This window comes from Nocardia sp. No.11, from assembly GCF_038752175.1.
In the GTDB taxonomy this organism is placed as follows: Bacteria; Actinomycetota; Actinomycetes; order Mycobacteriales; family Mycobacteriaceae; genus Nocardia; species Nocardia canadensis.
The window spans coordinates 21,395-35,855 of the sequence record NZ_JBCGFB010000011.1; the positions used below are offsets into that span (position 1 = coordinate 21,395).

Annotated in this window: 17 protein-coding genes; 5 read left to right on the top strand and 12 right to left on the bottom strand. The window is 70.7% G+C overall.

Going from position 1 to position 14,461, the window contains the following annotated elements; all coding sequences use genetic code 11:
* Window positions 1-64 precede the first annotated feature (64 nt).
* A complete protein-coding gene (locus tag V8688_RS05640; RefSeq protein WP_316574913.1) occupies window positions 65-709 on the top strand; it encodes a TetR family transcriptional regulator in 645 nt (214 codons plus the stop codon).
* Here the strand turns inward: V8688_RS05640 and V8688_RS05645 are convergent.
* From V8688_RS05645 to V8688_RS05670, 6 genes are all read right to left on the bottom strand, one after another.
* Entirely contained in the window at window positions 643-1,521 is an 879-nt protein-coding gene (locus tag V8688_RS05645; RefSeq protein ID WP_218720450.1) for a TIGR03619 family F420-dependent LLM class oxidoreductase, read from the bottom strand. The two genes, V8688_RS05640 and V8688_RS05645, sit on opposite strands and share 67 nt — an antisense overlap.
* Window positions 1,518-2,327 carry an SDR family NAD(P)-dependent oxidoreductase gene (locus V8688_RS05650; protein WP_316574915.1) on the bottom strand — a complete coding sequence of 270 codons (810 nt, stop codon included), beginning with the start codon at window positions 2,325-2,327 and terminating at the stop codon, window positions 1,518-1,520. Before V8688_RS05650 ends, V8688_RS05645 begins: the two co-directional genes overlap by 4 nt.
* Window positions 2,328-2,332: 5 nt before the next feature.
* Window positions 2,333-2,839 (bottom strand): nuclear transport factor 2 family protein, encoded by a 507-nt coding sequence (locus V8688_RS05655; RefSeq protein WP_218720454.1) that lies wholly within the window; start codon window positions 2,837-2,839, stop codon window positions 2,333-2,335.
* Entirely contained in the window at window positions 2,836-3,387 is a 552-nt protein-coding gene (locus V8688_RS05660; protein ID WP_218720456.1) for a VOC family protein, read from the bottom strand. Before V8688_RS05660 ends, V8688_RS05655 begins: the two co-directional genes overlap by 4 nt.
* A gap of 188 nt (window positions 3,388-3,575) precedes the next feature.
* On the bottom strand, window positions 3,576-3,893 hold the full coding sequence (locus V8688_RS05665) for a hypothetical protein (RefSeq protein ID WP_342800330.1): 318 nt from the start codon (window positions 3,891-3,893) through the stop codon (window positions 3,576-3,578).
* Window positions 3,894-4,016: 123 nt separating this feature from the next.
* Window positions 4,017-4,895 carry a helix-turn-helix domain-containing protein gene (locus V8688_RS05670; protein ID WP_342800331.1) on the bottom strand — a complete coding sequence of 293 codons (879 nt, stop codon included), beginning with the start codon at window positions 4,893-4,895 and terminating at the stop codon, window positions 4,017-4,019.
* A 91-nt stretch (window positions 4,896-4,986) separates the two neighbouring features.
* Between V8688_RS05670 and V8688_RS05675 the strand changes: the two genes are divergently transcribed.
* Window positions 4,987-5,778, top strand: a complete 792-nt coding sequence (locus V8688_RS05675; RefSeq protein ID WP_342800332.1) for an SDR family oxidoreductase — start codon at window positions 4,987-4,989, stop codon at window positions 5,776-5,778.
* 10 nt (window positions 5,779-5,788) lie between these two features.
* On the top strand, window positions 5,789-6,874 hold the full coding sequence (locus V8688_RS05680) for a diacylglycerol kinase (RefSeq protein ID WP_342800333.1): 1,086 nt from the start codon (window positions 5,789-5,791) through the stop codon (window positions 6,872-6,874).
* 36 nt (window positions 6,875-6,910) lie between these two features.
* On the opposite strand, the gene V8688_RS05685 is transcribed toward V8688_RS05680, so the two are convergent.
* Window positions 6,911-7,057, bottom strand: a complete 147-nt coding sequence (locus V8688_RS05685; protein ID WP_316574919.1) for a hypothetical protein — start codon at window positions 7,055-7,057, stop codon at window positions 6,911-6,913.
* A 129-nt stretch (window positions 7,058-7,186) separates the two neighbouring features.
* On the opposite strand from V8688_RS05685, the gene V8688_RS05690 reads away from it, so the two are divergent.
* Window positions 7,187-7,843, top strand: a complete 657-nt coding sequence (locus V8688_RS05690) for a cyclase family protein (RefSeq protein WP_218720467.1) — start codon at window positions 7,187-7,189, stop codon at window positions 7,841-7,843.
* 43 nt (window positions 7,844-7,886) lie between these two features.
* On the opposite strand, the gene V8688_RS05695 is transcribed toward V8688_RS05690, so the two are convergent.
* The 5 genes from V8688_RS05695 to V8688_RS05715 form a co-directional block, all read right to left on the bottom strand.
* Entirely contained in the window at window positions 7,887-8,378 is a 492-nt protein-coding gene (locus tag V8688_RS05695; protein WP_342800334.1) for a DinB family protein, read from the bottom strand.
* Between the two features lie 173 nt (window positions 8,379-8,551).
* Window positions 8,552-8,725 (bottom strand): CsbD family protein, encoded by a 174-nt coding sequence (locus V8688_RS05700; protein ID WP_218720471.1) that lies wholly within the window; start codon window positions 8,723-8,725, stop codon window positions 8,552-8,554.
* A 117-nt stretch (window positions 8,726-8,842) separates the two neighbouring features.
* Window positions 8,843-9,949 (bottom strand): glutamate--cysteine ligase, encoded by a 1,107-nt coding sequence (locus V8688_RS05705; protein WP_218720473.1) that lies wholly within the window; start codon window positions 9,947-9,949, stop codon window positions 8,843-8,845.
* 196 nt (window positions 9,950-10,145) lie between these two features.
* Entirely contained in the window at window positions 10,146-11,321 is a 1,176-nt protein-coding gene (locus V8688_RS05710; protein ID WP_218720475.1) for an AI-2E family transporter, read from the bottom strand.
* Between the two features lie 437 nt (window positions 11,322-11,758).
* Complete coding sequence (locus V8688_RS05715; protein ID WP_342800335.1) at window positions 11,759-13,243, bottom strand: NAD(P)/FAD-dependent oxidoreductase; 1,485 nt, start codon at window positions 13,241-13,243, stop codon at window positions 11,759-11,761.
* A gap of 108 nt (window positions 13,244-13,351) precedes the next feature.
* On the opposite strand from V8688_RS05715, the gene V8688_RS05720 reads away from it, so the two are divergent.
* Window positions 13,352-14,407 carry an AraC family transcriptional regulator gene (locus V8688_RS05720; protein ID WP_342800336.1) on the top strand — a complete coding sequence of 352 codons (1,056 nt, stop codon included), beginning with the start codon at window positions 13,352-13,354 and terminating at the stop codon, window positions 14,405-14,407.
* Window positions 14,408-14,461 lie beyond the last annotated feature (54 nt).

Here is a 14,461-nt window from a genome sequence, read left to right on the forward strand (position 1 = left end):
GATGAGATGACTCGTGCTCGGCCGCAATATTGACACACTTCGCCAAAACTGGTTGGCTTTCGCCGTGACGCAGCCCGCTCCCCGCCGCCCCGGCCGCCCCTCGGTGCTGGACACCCGGGCCGTGTCCGCGGGTGCGCTGCGCCTGTGGACCGACCGCGGTTTCGCCACCACCAATTGGAACGACCTCGCCGAGGCCACGGGAATCAGCACGCGAACCCTGCTGCGGCACTTCTCTTCCCGCGCCGAGATCGCGTGGCTGGGTGTCGCGCCGGCGACCGACCGCCTGCGCGACGTGCTCACCGGCGCGGCCGAGGACGCGCCGCCCGCGCTCGTCGTCCGGACGGCGATCGTCGAATCCGTGTCGCGCGATCCGCGGATCCACGAGCTGGCACCGGCCTGGCTGCGGTTGATCTCCTCGGAGCCCGAACTCGCCGCGACCGCTCCCCGGATCTACCAGCCCTGGATCGATACGCTGTCGGGCTATCTGGCCCGTCGGCTACCCGGCTCCCCCGCGGCCATCTGCCGGGCACTCGCGACCGCCTATCAGTCCGCCACGTTCGCGGCCCTGATCGAGTGGGCCGAGTCCGGCGCGGGCGCGGACTGCGCCGACTCGGTCGATCGGATGCTGCGGTGGATGGATGCTCATCTGCCGGGGACCGCGTCCGCCCCGGAGTCCTCGTCGCGGATCTCGGCCAGCGCGCCCAGCTGATCGCAGTAGTGCCCGGCCGAGGTCGCCGTCAACGCGGCGCCGATCACCGTCGCGCCCGCGCGGGCCGCGGCCGCGAGCTTCGCCCTTGTCCCCGTGGGGTTTCCGAGCGGATCCAGCGAGCCGGCCGAGAGGACGACCTCGAAGCCGGCGGGCGGCTGCCGACGGGCCAGCAGCGTGCCGATCTCGTCGAAGGTCAGCCCGAACGGGACCCAGCCGTCGGCCAGATCCACCGCGCGCCGCAGCGAGCGCGCCGTGCGACCACCGATCCACAGCGGCACGGACTCCTGAACGGCGTGCGGTTCGACCACCATGTCGGTGAACCGATGATACGGACCTTCGTGGTGCGGGACACGCTGCGACAGCGCCGCGCGCAGGGCGATCAGCGCCGCGTCACCCCGCGCGCCGCGGTCGTCGAACGCGACGTCGAGGAGCTCGAATTCCTCCCGCAGTGAGCCGACACCCAGTCCCAGGATCAACCGTCCGCCGCTCACGACGTCGAGAGTGCCGTACCGCTTGGCGATCTCGAGTGGGTGGTGGTAGCCGAGCACCAGCACCTTCGTGGCCAGCCGGATCCGGTCGGTGCGCGCGGCCAGATACCCGAGGGTGGCCAGGGGATCCCAGTAGGTCGCCCCGCGCACCGCGGCGACCGCGGCCGGAACCGCGACGTGCTCGCTGCAGGTGAGATGGTGGAACCCGAGCCGGTCCGCGGCGACCGCGATCCGCGCGAGGTCGGCAATGCCTGCCGACTCCTCCCACGGGCTGTGCGCGCCCGGCACCCGTGTCACCACCGGGGTATCGATGCCGATCCTCATCCGGTCACCGTCCGGGCACCCGGCGGCGGCAGCAGTTTCCCGGCCCCGGCGCTCGCGGCCAGCAGCAGCTCGGCCCGATCGGTTCCGCTGTGCTTGGCCGCGATCGCCGCGAACTCCTCCACCACGACCACCGGGCCGTTCGCCAGGCTCGCCAGCCCCTGCGCGGCGACCTCGCGAGGTTCGGAGACCCGCAGGCCGGGCCGGTCCCACCGCAGTCCGGCCCTGGCCATCGCGGGCGTGCGGGTCACGCCGAGCACCAGGTGCACCACGTCGACCTCGTGGTCGCGCATTTCCAGCCACAGCCCTTCGGCGAAGGTGCGCAGGAACGCCTTGGCCGCCGCGTAGACGCTGATCTGCGCCGACCCCAGGTATCCGCTGAGCGAACCGACCAGCAGGATGCCACCGCGACGCCGCTCCCGCATGGGAGCGCCGAAGTGTTGCACCAGGGTCAGCTGAGCGGTGATGTTCAGGTCGATGACCGCCCGGAATCGGTCGAGGTCACCGGTCACGAACTCGTGGCCGTAGGTGTTGGCACCCGCGTTGTAGATCAGCAGGCCCACGGTCAGGTCGTCGGTGAGTACCGCGATGCGGTCGAGCGCGTCCGGGGCGAGCAGGTCGACCGACAGCGTGCGCACCTCGACGCCGTGGGCGCGACAGACCTCGGCGGTCGCCAGCAGCGGTTCTTCCTTGCGCGCCAGCAGCACCAGATGCACACCCGCCCGGGCGAGCTGCTCGGCGAACTCAGCGCCGACACCTTCGGACCCGCCCGCGATCACCGCCCAGGGGCCGTACTTGTCGATGTCCATGGGTCTCAGTCCCGCCCCTCGGATCCGGTGACGACGCCACCGAGCAGCTCACGCGCCTCGGGCCTGCCGTCCAGCAACCGGGCCACGCGGCGCCGTACCTGCCAGCGACCGCCGGTCTTCACCAGTTCCCAGCGGTTCGCGGTGATCCGGGCGACATGGAACTGCGCTGTCGTGCCCGGAACCTTCAGCACCAGCTGCGAATGTCCGATGGCCACGGCGCGATCCCCGTCGACCTCGACGTGCGGCAGGCCGATCAGATGCGCCGAGCCGTTGGTGATGAAACCCTGATGCGGCGCGCTGCCGACCATCGCGCGCACCTCGGCGCGCCCGCGCAGCATTCCCGAATCCACGTCGTACTCACCGTCTTCGGACCACAGCGCGGCCGTGCCGTCGGCGGATCCACTGTCCACGGCGGGACCGTAGGCGGCGATCAGCTCCAGGATCTGCCACTTGTCCTCCATCAGCTCCACGCGCCGCAGCAGTGCCGCGAGATCTGCGGGTGCCGGGGTCATGAGTGCCTCCCCGCCGTTGCGGACAGCGCCGCCCGGCGCGCCGCGACGCGTGCCCACACTGCGGGGTCGGTCCGCGGACCGCCCGGGGTGTCGGCGCCGTACCGGCGGATCTGGGCATCGATGTCCAGGGGCGCGGTCAGCGAGGTGCCGGGAGCCAGGGCGTCTTCGACGTGCTCGTCGGGCACCAGCCAGCACACCTCGAACTCGATGCCGTCGGGGTCGCGGGCGTAGAGCGCCTTGGTCGACCCGTGATCGCTCGCCCCGGTCAGCGCGTGCGCGGCAGTCAGGCCGTCGCGCACCGCGGCCAGCTCGGACAACGTATCCACTTCCCACGCAACGTGATAGAGCCCGACCGAGCCCGGCCCCGCCGCGGCGGTCCTGGCCTGGAAGAGCCCGAGATCGTGGTCGTTGGCCGAACCGGGGTGGCGCAGGAACGCGCCGCCGGGAAATCCCTCGGCGAGCCGCTCGAATCCGAGCACATCCTCGTAGAACGCGATACTGCGCGGCAGATCCGCGACGAACAGGACGATGTGGTTGATTCCCCGCATGCCCGGCGACCTCCTGAGATCGATGGTTCTCGACCTCTCACAGTCCCACGGAATCACCCCGGGTCGATACCGGGTGACCGGCGAGTGGGACACGCGCCTGGGAGCTCGGCGCCGCCGGGCACGACCGGCAACGCCGACGCTTCGACCAGCTCACCGCGCGCGGGCAGGCCGAAGCCTGTCGGCGGGTCTCACTTCGGCACCAGGATCCCGGTCAGATCCGCGTCGCGGATCGGTGTGTCCGGGTTCGCCTGCGCCTCGCACATCAGGTTGACGGCGGCGACCGCCAAGTCGACCGCGTTCTGGTCCGCGGCCGTACTCTCCCGGCCCTCTTCTTCGAGCATTTTCGTCACCGTGGTGTGCTTCTTGGCGGAATCCTGGGCGACGTACTCGCTGCACCTCGTGTCACCGCCCTTGTTGACGGCCTTCTCCACTTCGGCGCAGCCCGCTGTCCCGCCCATCATGGCCAGGATCAGCGTTGTCGCCACGATCGTTGCTCGCAAATACATGATCACTCTCGTTCCTGTGGGCGTACCCGAGCCGCTAGAGCCCGACACAGGGGGCATAGCCACAATGGCGAAAGGTAATCAGCCGGTCGGGACCTGCGCCGCGGACGCGCTCCGCCGCGTTGGTCAGGCCCGCCGTCCGAGCGCGGCCGACAGCGCCGCGGCGCCGGTGCGGATCATGTCGACGTATCGCGCGCGATCGGCCTGGCCGACCGCGGAGCGCAGCAGACCGATCTGGACCTCGTAGGGCGCGCCGGCACCGCCGAGCACCGGCGCCGACAGGTAGCCCACGGGCAGCGGCTCCTCGTCCGCGAGGTCGGCTTCCCGGTAGGGACGCGCGGTCAGCCGGGCCAGCTGCCGCAGCACCCGGGCACGGAGTTCCGCCTGGACCACCTCGCCGCCGACCGCGCCGAGCAACTCCGCGAGCACCTCCACCACGCCGGCGTCGTCGGAATCGGGGCGAAAGATCGCACAGCCGTGGGTGGTGACGAACCGCAGCAGCGCCGGCGCGCTCCGCCGCGCCGGGCCGGTCGCCGTCGCCAGCCACGCCCGGCGTTCGGGCTCCCCGCGCCACGGCATCACGGCGGCGCCCGCCGGAAAGGACAGCGGAATGGACTGTCCCACAGCGAGTCCGGGCACGATGCGCGCGCCCGCCGCGTATTCCTTGGCCACCACGGTGAGCCGCCCGTCGGCGATCCGGCTCAGTGTCACACCGCAGTGCGCGGCCGCGGCCAGTTCCCGTAGCGCGGCACTCACCGCCACAGCCGGGATCTCGGGGTCGGCGGGCGCGAGCGCGGCGAGCGCGGGGCCGGGGCCGAACCGACGATCGCGGTCGCGGCGCACCCAGCCCGCCTCGGTCAGCTCGGTCAGCACGGCGGTGATCGTGGCACGCGCCGATGAGAGCGCCGACGCGATCTCCGAGACGGTCAGCGCGCGGTCACTGCGGGTCAGCAGTTCCATCACCTCGATGACCCGACGGGTCGGCGGCGACGCGGATTCCGGCATGACACCCTCTTGTCTGCGGGTACGGCCCGCCCTACACTGCTTCGACTATTCGCCACATATTAGTCGAATATTCGACGCACGAGAGGTGCTCATGATCCTCGACCAATTCCGTCTGAACGACCGGGTAGCCATCGTCACCGGGGCGGGGCGTGGCCTCGGCGCCGCGATCGCGACCGGTTTCGCCGAGGCCGGTGCCGACGTGGTGATCGCCGCGCGCACCGAGGCCGACCTGCGGCGGGTCGCCGACCAGGTCGAGGCGGCCGGTCGGCGCGCGCACGTCGTGGTCGCCGACCTCGCCGACCCGGACGCCGTCACCGCGCTGGCCGACGCCGCGGCCGCGCAGTTCGGCCGACTGGATGTCGTCGTCAACAATGTGGGCGGGGCGCTGCCGAGACCGTTGCTCGACACCTCCCCCGGCGATCTCGCCGAGGCCTTCGCCTTCAATGTCGGGACAGCGCACGCCCTGGTGCGTGCCGCGGTGCCGAGGATGCTCGACACCGCGGGCGGTGGCTCGATCATCAACATCACCTCGACGATGGGCAGACTGCCGGGACGCGCCTTCGCCGCCTACGCCACCGCCAAGGCCGCGCTGGCCCACTACACCCGTAGCGCCGCCATGGATCTCAGCCCCCGCATCCGGGTCAACGCGATCGCGCCCGGCTCGATTCTGACCTCCGCGCTCGACATCGTCGCGGGCAACGAGCAGATGCGCACGGCGATGGAGCAGGCGACGCCCTTGCAGCGCCTCGGCGAGCCCGGCGATATCGCCGCGGCCGCGCTGTTTCTCGCCTCGCCCGCGGGCGCCTTCCTCACCGGGAAGGTGCTCGAGGTCGACGGTGGGCTCATCGCGCCGAATCTGACCATTCCCCTGCCGGATCTGTGAGGACGACACCATGGTTCATCGTGTAGTGCACTGGGGCACCGGCAATGTCGGCAGGCACGCCCTGGCGGGAGTGCTGGCCGATCCCCGGTTCGAGCTGGTCGGTGTGCACGTGTCCGGGCCCGACAAGGCCGGGCGCGACGCCGCCGAACTCGCCGGAACATCCACGCCCACCGGCGTCCTCGCCACCACCGAGCTCGCCGACGTCTTGGCGCTGCGGCCCGACTGCGTGGTCTACACCGCCATGACCGACAACCGGTTGCTGGAGGCGCTCGCGGATCTGCGCGCCCTGCTCGCCGCCGGGATCAATGTGGTGGCCAGCGCCCCGGTGTTCCTCCAGTATCCGTGGCAGGTGCTGCCGACGGACCTGCTGGCGCCGGTGGAACAGGCTGCGGCGCAGGGCGATGCGTCGCTGTTCGTCAACGGCATCGACCCCGGCTTCGCCAACGATCTGCTGCCGCTGGCCCTGCTGGGCACCTGCCGTTACGTCGAGCAGGTGCGCTGTCTCGAGATCGTCGACTACTCCACCTACGACAACCCCGCGGTCATGTTCGACATCATGGGCTTCGGCAAGCCGATGGACGAGACTCCCCTGCTGCTGCAAGCGGGCGTGCTGTCGCTGGCCTGGGGCAGCGTGGTGCGCCAGCTCGCCGCGGGGCTGGCGATCGAACTCGACAGCGTCACCGAACGCTTCGAGCGACTGCCCGCGCCGGAGACCTTCGACATCGACTCGGGCACCATCCCCGCGGGCACGGCCGCGGCCCTGCGGTTCGAGGTCCGCGGCATGGTCGGCGACCGGGTCGTCACCGTGCTCGAGCATGTCACCCGGCTGCGCGCCGACCTCGCCCCCGACTGGCCGCAGCCCGCCCGGGCCGGCGGGTCCTACCGCGTCGAGATCACCGGTGAGCCGAACTACACCTTGGATCTGGCGATGTTCAGCGACCGCGGCGACCACAATCACGCCAGTCTGGTCGGCACGGCGATGCGGGTGGTCAATGCGATTCCGGCCGTCGTCGCCGCACCGCCGGGCATCCGCACCACGCTCGACCTTCCGCTCGTCACCGGGTCCGGTCTGGCCGATCCCGGCCGCAAGCCGTGACAGCACAGTGAAAACGGCCGGCTCGACCTCGGCCGCTCACGTGTCCGCGCTCGGTCCGGCGATGCCGGGCTCGGATCCCCACGACGGTGGGTCCACGATGGTCGGTCGAGTCTCGGCGGGCGGCCAGGTCGTCCAGGCGGCGGCCGCCGCGTGTTCGGCGACGGATTTTCCCCAGTTCCACATCGTTTCGCTCCTCCCCAGAGCTCATCCGCGGGTCTCACCAGGCTATCGGGCAATGATGTGGCGGGCTAATGATTATTCGGCGCGCGTGCCGCACCGGCGAAGCGCCGGACCTGTCCGTAAGCTCCCGGTGTGCGCCTGATCGACCTGACCCAGCCGATCCACACGGGGATGCCCGTGTTTCCCGGCGACCCGGAAGTCCGCCTGGAACCGGCCCTTCGGGTCGCCACCGACGGGGTCAACGTGCTGCGCGTCCACCTCGGATCGCAATCCGGAACCCATGTCGACGCGCCCGCTCATCTCGACGACAGCCTGCCCACGCTCGACGAACTCCCGCTCGAACGCTTCACCGGGCCCGCGTACATCGTCGACGCCGGGTCCGTGCCCGCCCGCGGCGTGATCGGGGTCGAGCTCTTCGATATCGATCCGGTGCCGGGCGCCGTCGTCCTGATCGCCACCGGATGGTCGTCGCGCTGGGGCACCGACGCCTATCTCACCCACCCCTCTCTGGACCCCGCAGCGGCACAGATGCTGGTGGACAAGGGAATCCGCACCGTCGGCATCGACGCACCCAGCATCGATCCGTCCGAGGCCGAAGATCTCGCCCTCCCGGCGCACCGGATCCTGTGCGGCGCGCACGCGGTGATCGCCGAGAACCTCACCGGTCTCGACCGGCTGCTGGCCGCTCAGTCGGCAGGCGCCACCATCGAGGTCTCGCTGTTCCCCCTGCGTCTCAGCGCAGCGGACGGAGCGCCGGTCCGAGCGGTGGCCCGCGTGGGCGGCCGGTAGCCGTCCGGCCTCGGCGGGGGCCATCCGATCTCTGCCCGAACGGTCAGCGGCCGGTGGTGCCGTCGATCAGTTCGCGAAGAATATCGGCGTGGCCCGCGTGCCTGCCGGTCTCCTCGATCATGTGGGTCAGCGCCCAGCGGACGCTGGGAGCGGGTCGCCCGGCCCGCGGCACCGGCGCGCCGAGATCGGTACAGCCGTCGAGGATCTCGTTCGCGCGCTCGACCGCGGCGCGGTAGCGGGCGACGACGGCGTCCACCTTGTCCTCGGCAGCGACGTGGAACGTCGCGGGCCAGTCGGTCACGGTGTCGCCGAGGAACATCGCGCGTTCGACGGAGGTCAGGTGCGCCAGCAGGCCGAGCAGATTCGTGCCCGACGGCACCGCGGGCGTGCGCGCCTGCGCGTCGGGGGCGCCGTCGACTTTCGCGGCGATCGAGGTCTGTAGATAGTCGAGGAACCCGCGCAGGACCTGTTTCTCGTCGCCACCGGTTCGCGGCGGCGGGGTGTCCCTGCGGCGGGTGCGGCGCGGCGTGGGCACAAAGGTCTCCTTTCGTCGCGAGCATCGGCCCGCGCTCTCCCAGTCTCGCCACGCCCACCACGATCTGGCACGCGAAGTTGCGGTTTCGGCAAACCGGCGATCAGCGGCGCCCACCGCGCGCCGCGGGGGGACCGGCAGTCGAGCCGGTGCCCCCGCGGGAGAGAGCAGGTGCGTCAGTTCCGGAAGGCGTCCTTCACCTTCTCGCCGGCGTCCTTCAGGTTGGACTTGGCCTGTTCCCCGCGACCTTCGTTCTCCAGGTCCCGGTCGTCGGTGGCCTTGCCGGCAGCCTCCTTGGCCTTACCCGCCAATTCCTCGGCCTTGTTCTTCGCCTTGTCCGCAAAGCTCATCGCGGCATTCCTTTCAGACGTTCGCTCGGCCACACCGTGACCGTGGGCCGTCTTGGGGACCCACTTGCCGCGATACCCGGGTCTCGTCGCGACAAACACCCGTGCGCCGGGACCTCGTCAGCATCCCTCCAGCGTCGCCCGCGCCGATGCGGCGACCACATCGGCGACGTCGCGCCGAGCGCGGAACGCCTCGAGCTGGCGCCGCGCGCCGTTGCCGCGGCCGGCCAGCGCGTCGATCGCCTCGACGACGAACTCGCGGTCCCCGCTGTCGTCCAGCGCGGTGGCGATGTGGTCGACGAGCCGATGCAGCAACTCCAGATGCGGGACCACCCGGCCCTTCGCCATATCGAGCCCGTTGCCGTCCAGGCCGGAATGCGCGGCGTTCCAGTACGCCGTCCGCAGCACCTCCCCCGACACCGCGAACGCGGGTTCATGGCGCGCGATCGACCGCAGTCCCGAGCTCACGATCCCCCGGATCAACGCCGCCAGCAGCGCGGACTCCGCCGCGGTGGCCGGGACATCGCTGACCCGGACTTCCACGGTCGGGAACGACTCCGAGGGGCGGATGTCCCAGTAGACCATCTTGTTGTCCAGGATGCTGCCGCTGGCCCGCATCATCGCCACGATCGACTCGAAGTCTTCGAGCGAGGCGAAATAGGGCGGTGGGCCTGCGCTGGGCCAGCGTCGCCACAGGATGCTGCGCCAGCTCGCGTAGCCGGTCTCGGCGCCGCGATAGATCGCCGAGTTCGCGGTCGTGGCCAGCAGCACCGGCAGCCAGGGCCGCACGTAGTTACCGACGAGCACCGCGGTCTCGCGGTCGGGCACACCGACATGGACATGGCAACCACACAGCCCCTGCTCGTGGGCGATCATCCCGAACGCGTGCGCGATCCGCTGATAGCGCGGGGTGTCGGTCACCGGGAACCGGTCGGGGACGGTCGGCGGGATCGCCACCGCCAGCAGCCGCGCATCGTGCTCCGCCGCGCACTCGGCGACCCGGCGCCGGGATGTGCGCAACTCCCCCAGCAATTCCCCGATGTCGGAGTGCACCCGGCTGCTGGTTTCGACCTGGCAGCGCGTCAGCTCCAGTTGCAGGTCGATCCCGGCCCGCCGCGCGGTCTCGGCGACCTGGCTGTTCTTCGCGGCCGGGGCGCCGGTGCCGGGGTCGGTCAACAGGAATTCCTCTTCGACGCCGACCGTGAGTACGTCCGCGTGCCTGCCCACCGCCCGCCTCCTTTGCAGGGATTCGACGAGGTACTTCCCACCGCGATCGCGGCACAGTCATCCGTGACGACGTCTCCACAGGCGACACCTTCACCGTAGACCAGGTGGTCGCCGTCGTGAACCCCGGCGAGCCGGTGTCGAGTCACGAACCCGGCGATCCGGCGCAGGTCCGCGCGCTGATCGCCCAGGAATCCGCTCAGGTACCCGGTTCGGGCACGGGCGCGTCGCTGTCCGTTTCGGCGGCCGCCGCCCGCGCTGATCCGGTGGCGGCGTCGATCTGCTCGCCGATGTAGCGAATGACCACGGCGACCATCGCGACGACCGGCACCGCGAGGAACGCGCCGGTGATGCCGTAGAGCGAGCCGCCCGCGGTGACCGCCAGCAGCACGATCACCGCGTGCAGCTCCATGCTGCGGCTCTGCAGGACCGGTTGCAGCACATTGCCTTCCAGCTGCTGCACCGCGATGACGATGCCGAGCACGATCACGGCGGTGGTGAACCCGTTGCCGACCAGCGCGACCAGCACCGCGAGCGCACCGGCGACGAAGGCGCCGACCATCGGTACGAAGCCACCGATGAAGGTGATCACCGACAGCACCAGCGCCAGGGGGACGTCGAGGATGAACAGCGCCGTGCCGATGCAGAGGGCGTCGACCATGCTGACGACCGCCTGAGTCCGGATGAATCCGCCCAGCGTCGCCCACACCCGCTCGAGCACAGCCTCGACATGGCGGCCGCTGCGCTGTCCGAACACCCCGTGCATCCACGGCAGCAGCCGAGGACCGTCCTTGAGGAAGAAGAACACCAGCACCAGCACCAAGAACACGGTGATCAGGAACGATGTCGCGGTGGAGACGCCGGTGAACACGCCGTTGGCGATCTGCGAGCCACTGGACTGCAGGCGCGCCACGATCGCGTCGACCGCGGAATCGAGTTGCTCGTCGCGCAGCCGCAACGGCGGTCCCTGAATCCAGTCACGGACCTGATTGACACCGGCGGTGGACTTGTCGACGAGTTCGGGCGCCTGCTCGGCCACCGACGGCACGATCAGCGCGACGACCCCGGCCACCAACCCGAGGAATCCCAGCAGGGTCGCCGTCGCGGCCAGCGCGGGCGGCCACCGGTGCCTGGTGAGCCAGCGGGTCGGTGGCCACAGGATCGTGGCCACCACGGTCGCCAGCGCGACGGGCAGGATCACCACCCACAGGCGGGCGGCGATCGAACCCAGCACCCACGCGCCCGCCGCGATCGCCACGATGCACAGCGACCACTTCGCCAGCCACAGCAGCCCGCCCCCGATCACGTCCCCGCGATCACGCGGCGACTTTCCGCTCGGTTGCGCCACACTGGGTTCTTTCACCGGCCCGCTCACGCCGTCAGTCTGACACGCGCGCTGTCCTCAGCGCTCCCGCCCGTGCAGGAACCCGACCCGACGCCGGACGACGCCACGGTTCGCCGCCGTCCACTCGACGGTCGGCGGCGCCGTGCCCGGGACCGCGAACCGCGGCCGCGCCATCGTCTGCGGGCGGGCGAACCGCGCAGGCCCTCTTGGCCGTGAATGCGCCCGATGCCCGATTCCCCGGCCCCGCCGAACGGCGGGTACACCGTGGCGGCCAGCCCGCATCGGGTGCCGTCGACAAGGTCGCCTTCACGGCTCGACCGCCACCGGCAAGAAGATCATGGCCGCGGCCGCCGACCCGCGCACGCCGGTGCTGCTGGAGAAACCTTCGGTCCCACGCGCGCCTCACCGAGGCGTTCCCCGCACCTGCTCCGGGGGTGTCGATCGGGTACTCGCCGATCGGCTGTTCGTCACTGCCTGGGGCGCTCACCCGCAGTGGGGACCACCCTGTAGTCCGACAGCGCGAAGGTGCGGGTGCGGCGGCGGTAGCTGGTCACGGTGCCCGGCCAGTTGTTGGTGACGCGCCCGGCCGCGGTGCGGTACCAGCTCGAACAGCGGGTCCACGGTGTCCGTTCCAGCCGTCGCTGCACCCGGACGTCGTATTCCTCGGCCACGTCGGGCCGCACGTCGAGCACCCGCCCGGGATGGCGGGCGATCTGCTGGACGGCCTGCCGGATGTAGCGGGCCTGGGATTCGATCATGTACACGATCGACCCCACGCCGAGATTGGTGTTCGGGCCGTAGACGAGGAACATGTTCGGGAACCCGGGCACGGACATGCCCTGGTAGGCGCGCGCGCCACCGTCCCACGCGTCCTCGAGTTCGCGGCCACCCCGGCCGACGATCCGCATCGGCCACAGGAATTCGGTGCCCTTGAACCCGGTGCCGTAGATGATCACGTCCGCGCCGTGGACGACGCCGTCGGCCGTGCGGATGCCCTCGGGCACGATCTCGCTGATGGCGCTCGTCTCGACGTGCGCGTTCGGCTGGGTGAGCGCCGGAAAGTAGTTGTTGGAGAACAGCCCCCGCTTGCATCCGGCCGGATAGTCGGGCAGCAGCGCGGCCCGCAACGTCGGGTCCGGCACCTGCTTCTCCAGGTGCCGGGTGGCGATGCCGGTCACCAGCGGCCGGATCGCGGGGACATCGACGATGCCCAGCGACAGGAACTCGCACAGTGCCCAGAACGCGAATCGCTCCGCCAGCCGGACCGGGGGCACGCGCGCGAACACGGTGTGATGCCAGGGCCGGTACTCGACATCGGGCTTGGGCAGCACCCACGCGGCCGACCGCTGGAACAGCGTCAGCTGCCGCACCTTCGGCTGGATGGCGGGCACGAATTGGATGGCGCTGGCACCGGTCCCGATCACCGCGACCCGCTTGCCTGCCAGCTCGACGTCGTGATTCCACTCGGCCGAGTGGAACGACTCGCCCTGGAAGTCGTCGATCCCCGGGATCGTCGGCCAGGCCGGGCGGGACAGCTGACCCACCGCGGGAACGAGGACATCGGCGCTGATCGTCGCGCCGTCGGCGGTGCTGACCGTCCAGGTGCCCCTGACATCGTCGAACTCCGCGGCGGTGACCTCGGCGCCGAACCGGATCTTCGCCATCAGCCCCCGCTTCTCGGCCACCCCGCGCAGATACGCCTGGATGTCGGGCTGCTCGGAGAACCGCTTGGGCCAGTCGGTCCTGGGTTCGTAGGAGTAGGAGTACAGCGGCGACGGGATGTCGCACCCGGCGCCCGGGTAGGTGTTCTCCCGCCACACCCCACCGACGTCGGCCGCCCGTTCCAGCAGGGTCACGTCGTCGAACCCGGCCTTCTGCAGCTCCATGGCCATGCCGAGGCCGCCGAAGCCGGTCCCGATGATGACGATCGAGGGGGTGGTGCGCGCGCTCATGCCAGGACTCCTCTGTCGCTGATGCCACCGTCAACGCTACGACCCGCGTGAACACCGAGCACAAACAACGACGGCCAGAGAATCAACACTTTCGGCCATAATGGCCGGATGCGCACCGTCGAAGAGCCGGACATCCGGACCTGGGACTTTCCGCGCGGCATCGCCAGCATCGCGGTGATGGCCGACTTCGCCGCCGAGCACGGTGTCGACGCCGATCGTGTCCTGGCGGGCACCGGCCTCGCCCCGGCGGGCCTGACCTCTCCCGAGCTGCAGGTGCCTGCCGTGACCGAACTCGTCGTCGTGCGCAATCTCGTGCGCGAACTCGCCGACGTGCCCGCGCTGGGCGCGCAGGTCGGCCGCCGCTACCGGCTCTCCACCTTCGGCATCTTCGGCTTCGCCTGCGTCACCAGTCCGACACTGCGCGAAGCGATCTCGCTGGCCCTCCGCTACTATCAGCTGGGCTACGGATTCTGTACCCCCGTCGTCGAATCCGGCGACGACGGCGTGCTGGCCTGGATCCACCACGACCTCGTTCCCGCCGACGTGGCGCGGTTCCTCGTCGAACGCGACGTGGTCGCGATGCATCGGGTGCTGGGTGATCTACTCGGCCACGAACTCACCGTCGCGCGGATCGAGTTCGACTTCGAGGCGGGCGACGGTGCCGACCTCCTGCACGAGATCCTGGGCGTCGCACCGGAATTCGGCCGCGCGCACACGGTCTTCACCCTCGACCCCACGGTCCTGGCCCAGGCACTCCCCCAGGCGAATGCCCAGACCTGGAGCCTGTGCGTGGCGCAGTGCGCCGAGCTCCTGCAACAACGCACCGCGCGCACCGGCATCACCGCAGAGGTGCGCGCACTGATTCTGCCCGGCGGGGATACCGCGCTCATCCCGTCCCCGCCGACCATCGAGGTCGTCGCGCGCGAGTTGGGCACGAGCCCCCGCACGCTCCGACGGCGCCTCACCGCAGCGGGCACCGGCTATCGAGCGCTGGTCGACGAGGTCCGCTGCGCGCTGGCCGAGGAGATGCTCACCGGCACCCCGCTGTCGATCGACGACATCGCCGTGCGCTTGGGCTACGCCGAGGCGACGCCGTTCATCCACGCGTTCAAGCGCTGGACCGGCACCACACCCTCGGCCTACCGGCGCCAGCGCGTCCGCTGAGCGCGAGGCTGTTCACCACGCGGCCCTGCGTGCCGCAATCCACGGACCGGCGAA

Bases quoted from the DNA above. Each gene is read 5' to 3' on its own strand.
- V8688_RS05645 (WP_218720450.1), bottom strand. From the start codon at position 1,521: ATGAGGATCGGCATCGATACCCCGGTGGTGACACGGGTGCCGGGCGCG.
- V8688_RS05650 (WP_316574915.1), bottom strand. From the start codon at position 2,327: ATGGACATCGACAAGTACGGCCCCTGGGCGGTGATCGCGGGCGGGTCC.
- V8688_RS05655 (WP_218720454.1), bottom strand. From the start codon at position 2,839: ATGACCCCGGCACCCGCAGATCTCGCGGCACTGCTGCGGCGCGTGGAG.
- V8688_RS05660 (WP_218720456.1), bottom strand. From the start codon at position 3,387: ATGCGGGGAATCAACCACATCGTCCTGTTCGTCGCGGATCTGCCGCGC.
- V8688_RS05665 (WP_342800330.1), bottom strand. From the start codon at position 3,893: ATGTATTTGCGAGCAACGATCGTGGCGACAACGCTGATCCTGGCCATG.
- V8688_RS05670 (WP_342800331.1), bottom strand. From the start codon at position 4,895: ATGCCGGAATCCGCGTCGCCGCCGACCCGTCGGGTCATCGAGGTGATG.
- V8688_RS05675 (WP_342800332.1), top strand. From the start codon at position 4,987: ATGATCCTCGACCAATTCCGTCTGAACGACCGGGTAGCCATCGTCACC.
- V8688_RS05680 (WP_342800333.1), top strand. From the start codon at position 5,789: ATGGTTCATCGTGTAGTGCACTGGGGCACCGGCAATGTCGGCAGGCAC.
- V8688_RS05685 (WP_316574919.1), bottom strand. From the start codon at position 7,057: ATGTGGAACTGGGGAAAATCCGTCGCCGAACACGCGGCGGCCGCCGCC.
- V8688_RS05700 (WP_218720471.1), bottom strand. From the start codon at position 8,725: ATGAGCTTTGCGGACAAGGCGAAGAACAAGGCCGAGGAATTGGCGGGT.
- V8688_RS05715 (WP_342800335.1), bottom strand. From the start codon at position 13,243: ATGAGCGCGCGCACCACCCCCTCGATCGTCATCATCGGGACCGGCTTC.
- V8688_RS05720 (WP_342800336.1), top strand. From the start codon at position 13,352: ATGCGCACCGTCGAAGAGCCGGACATCCGGACCTGGGACTTTCCGCGC.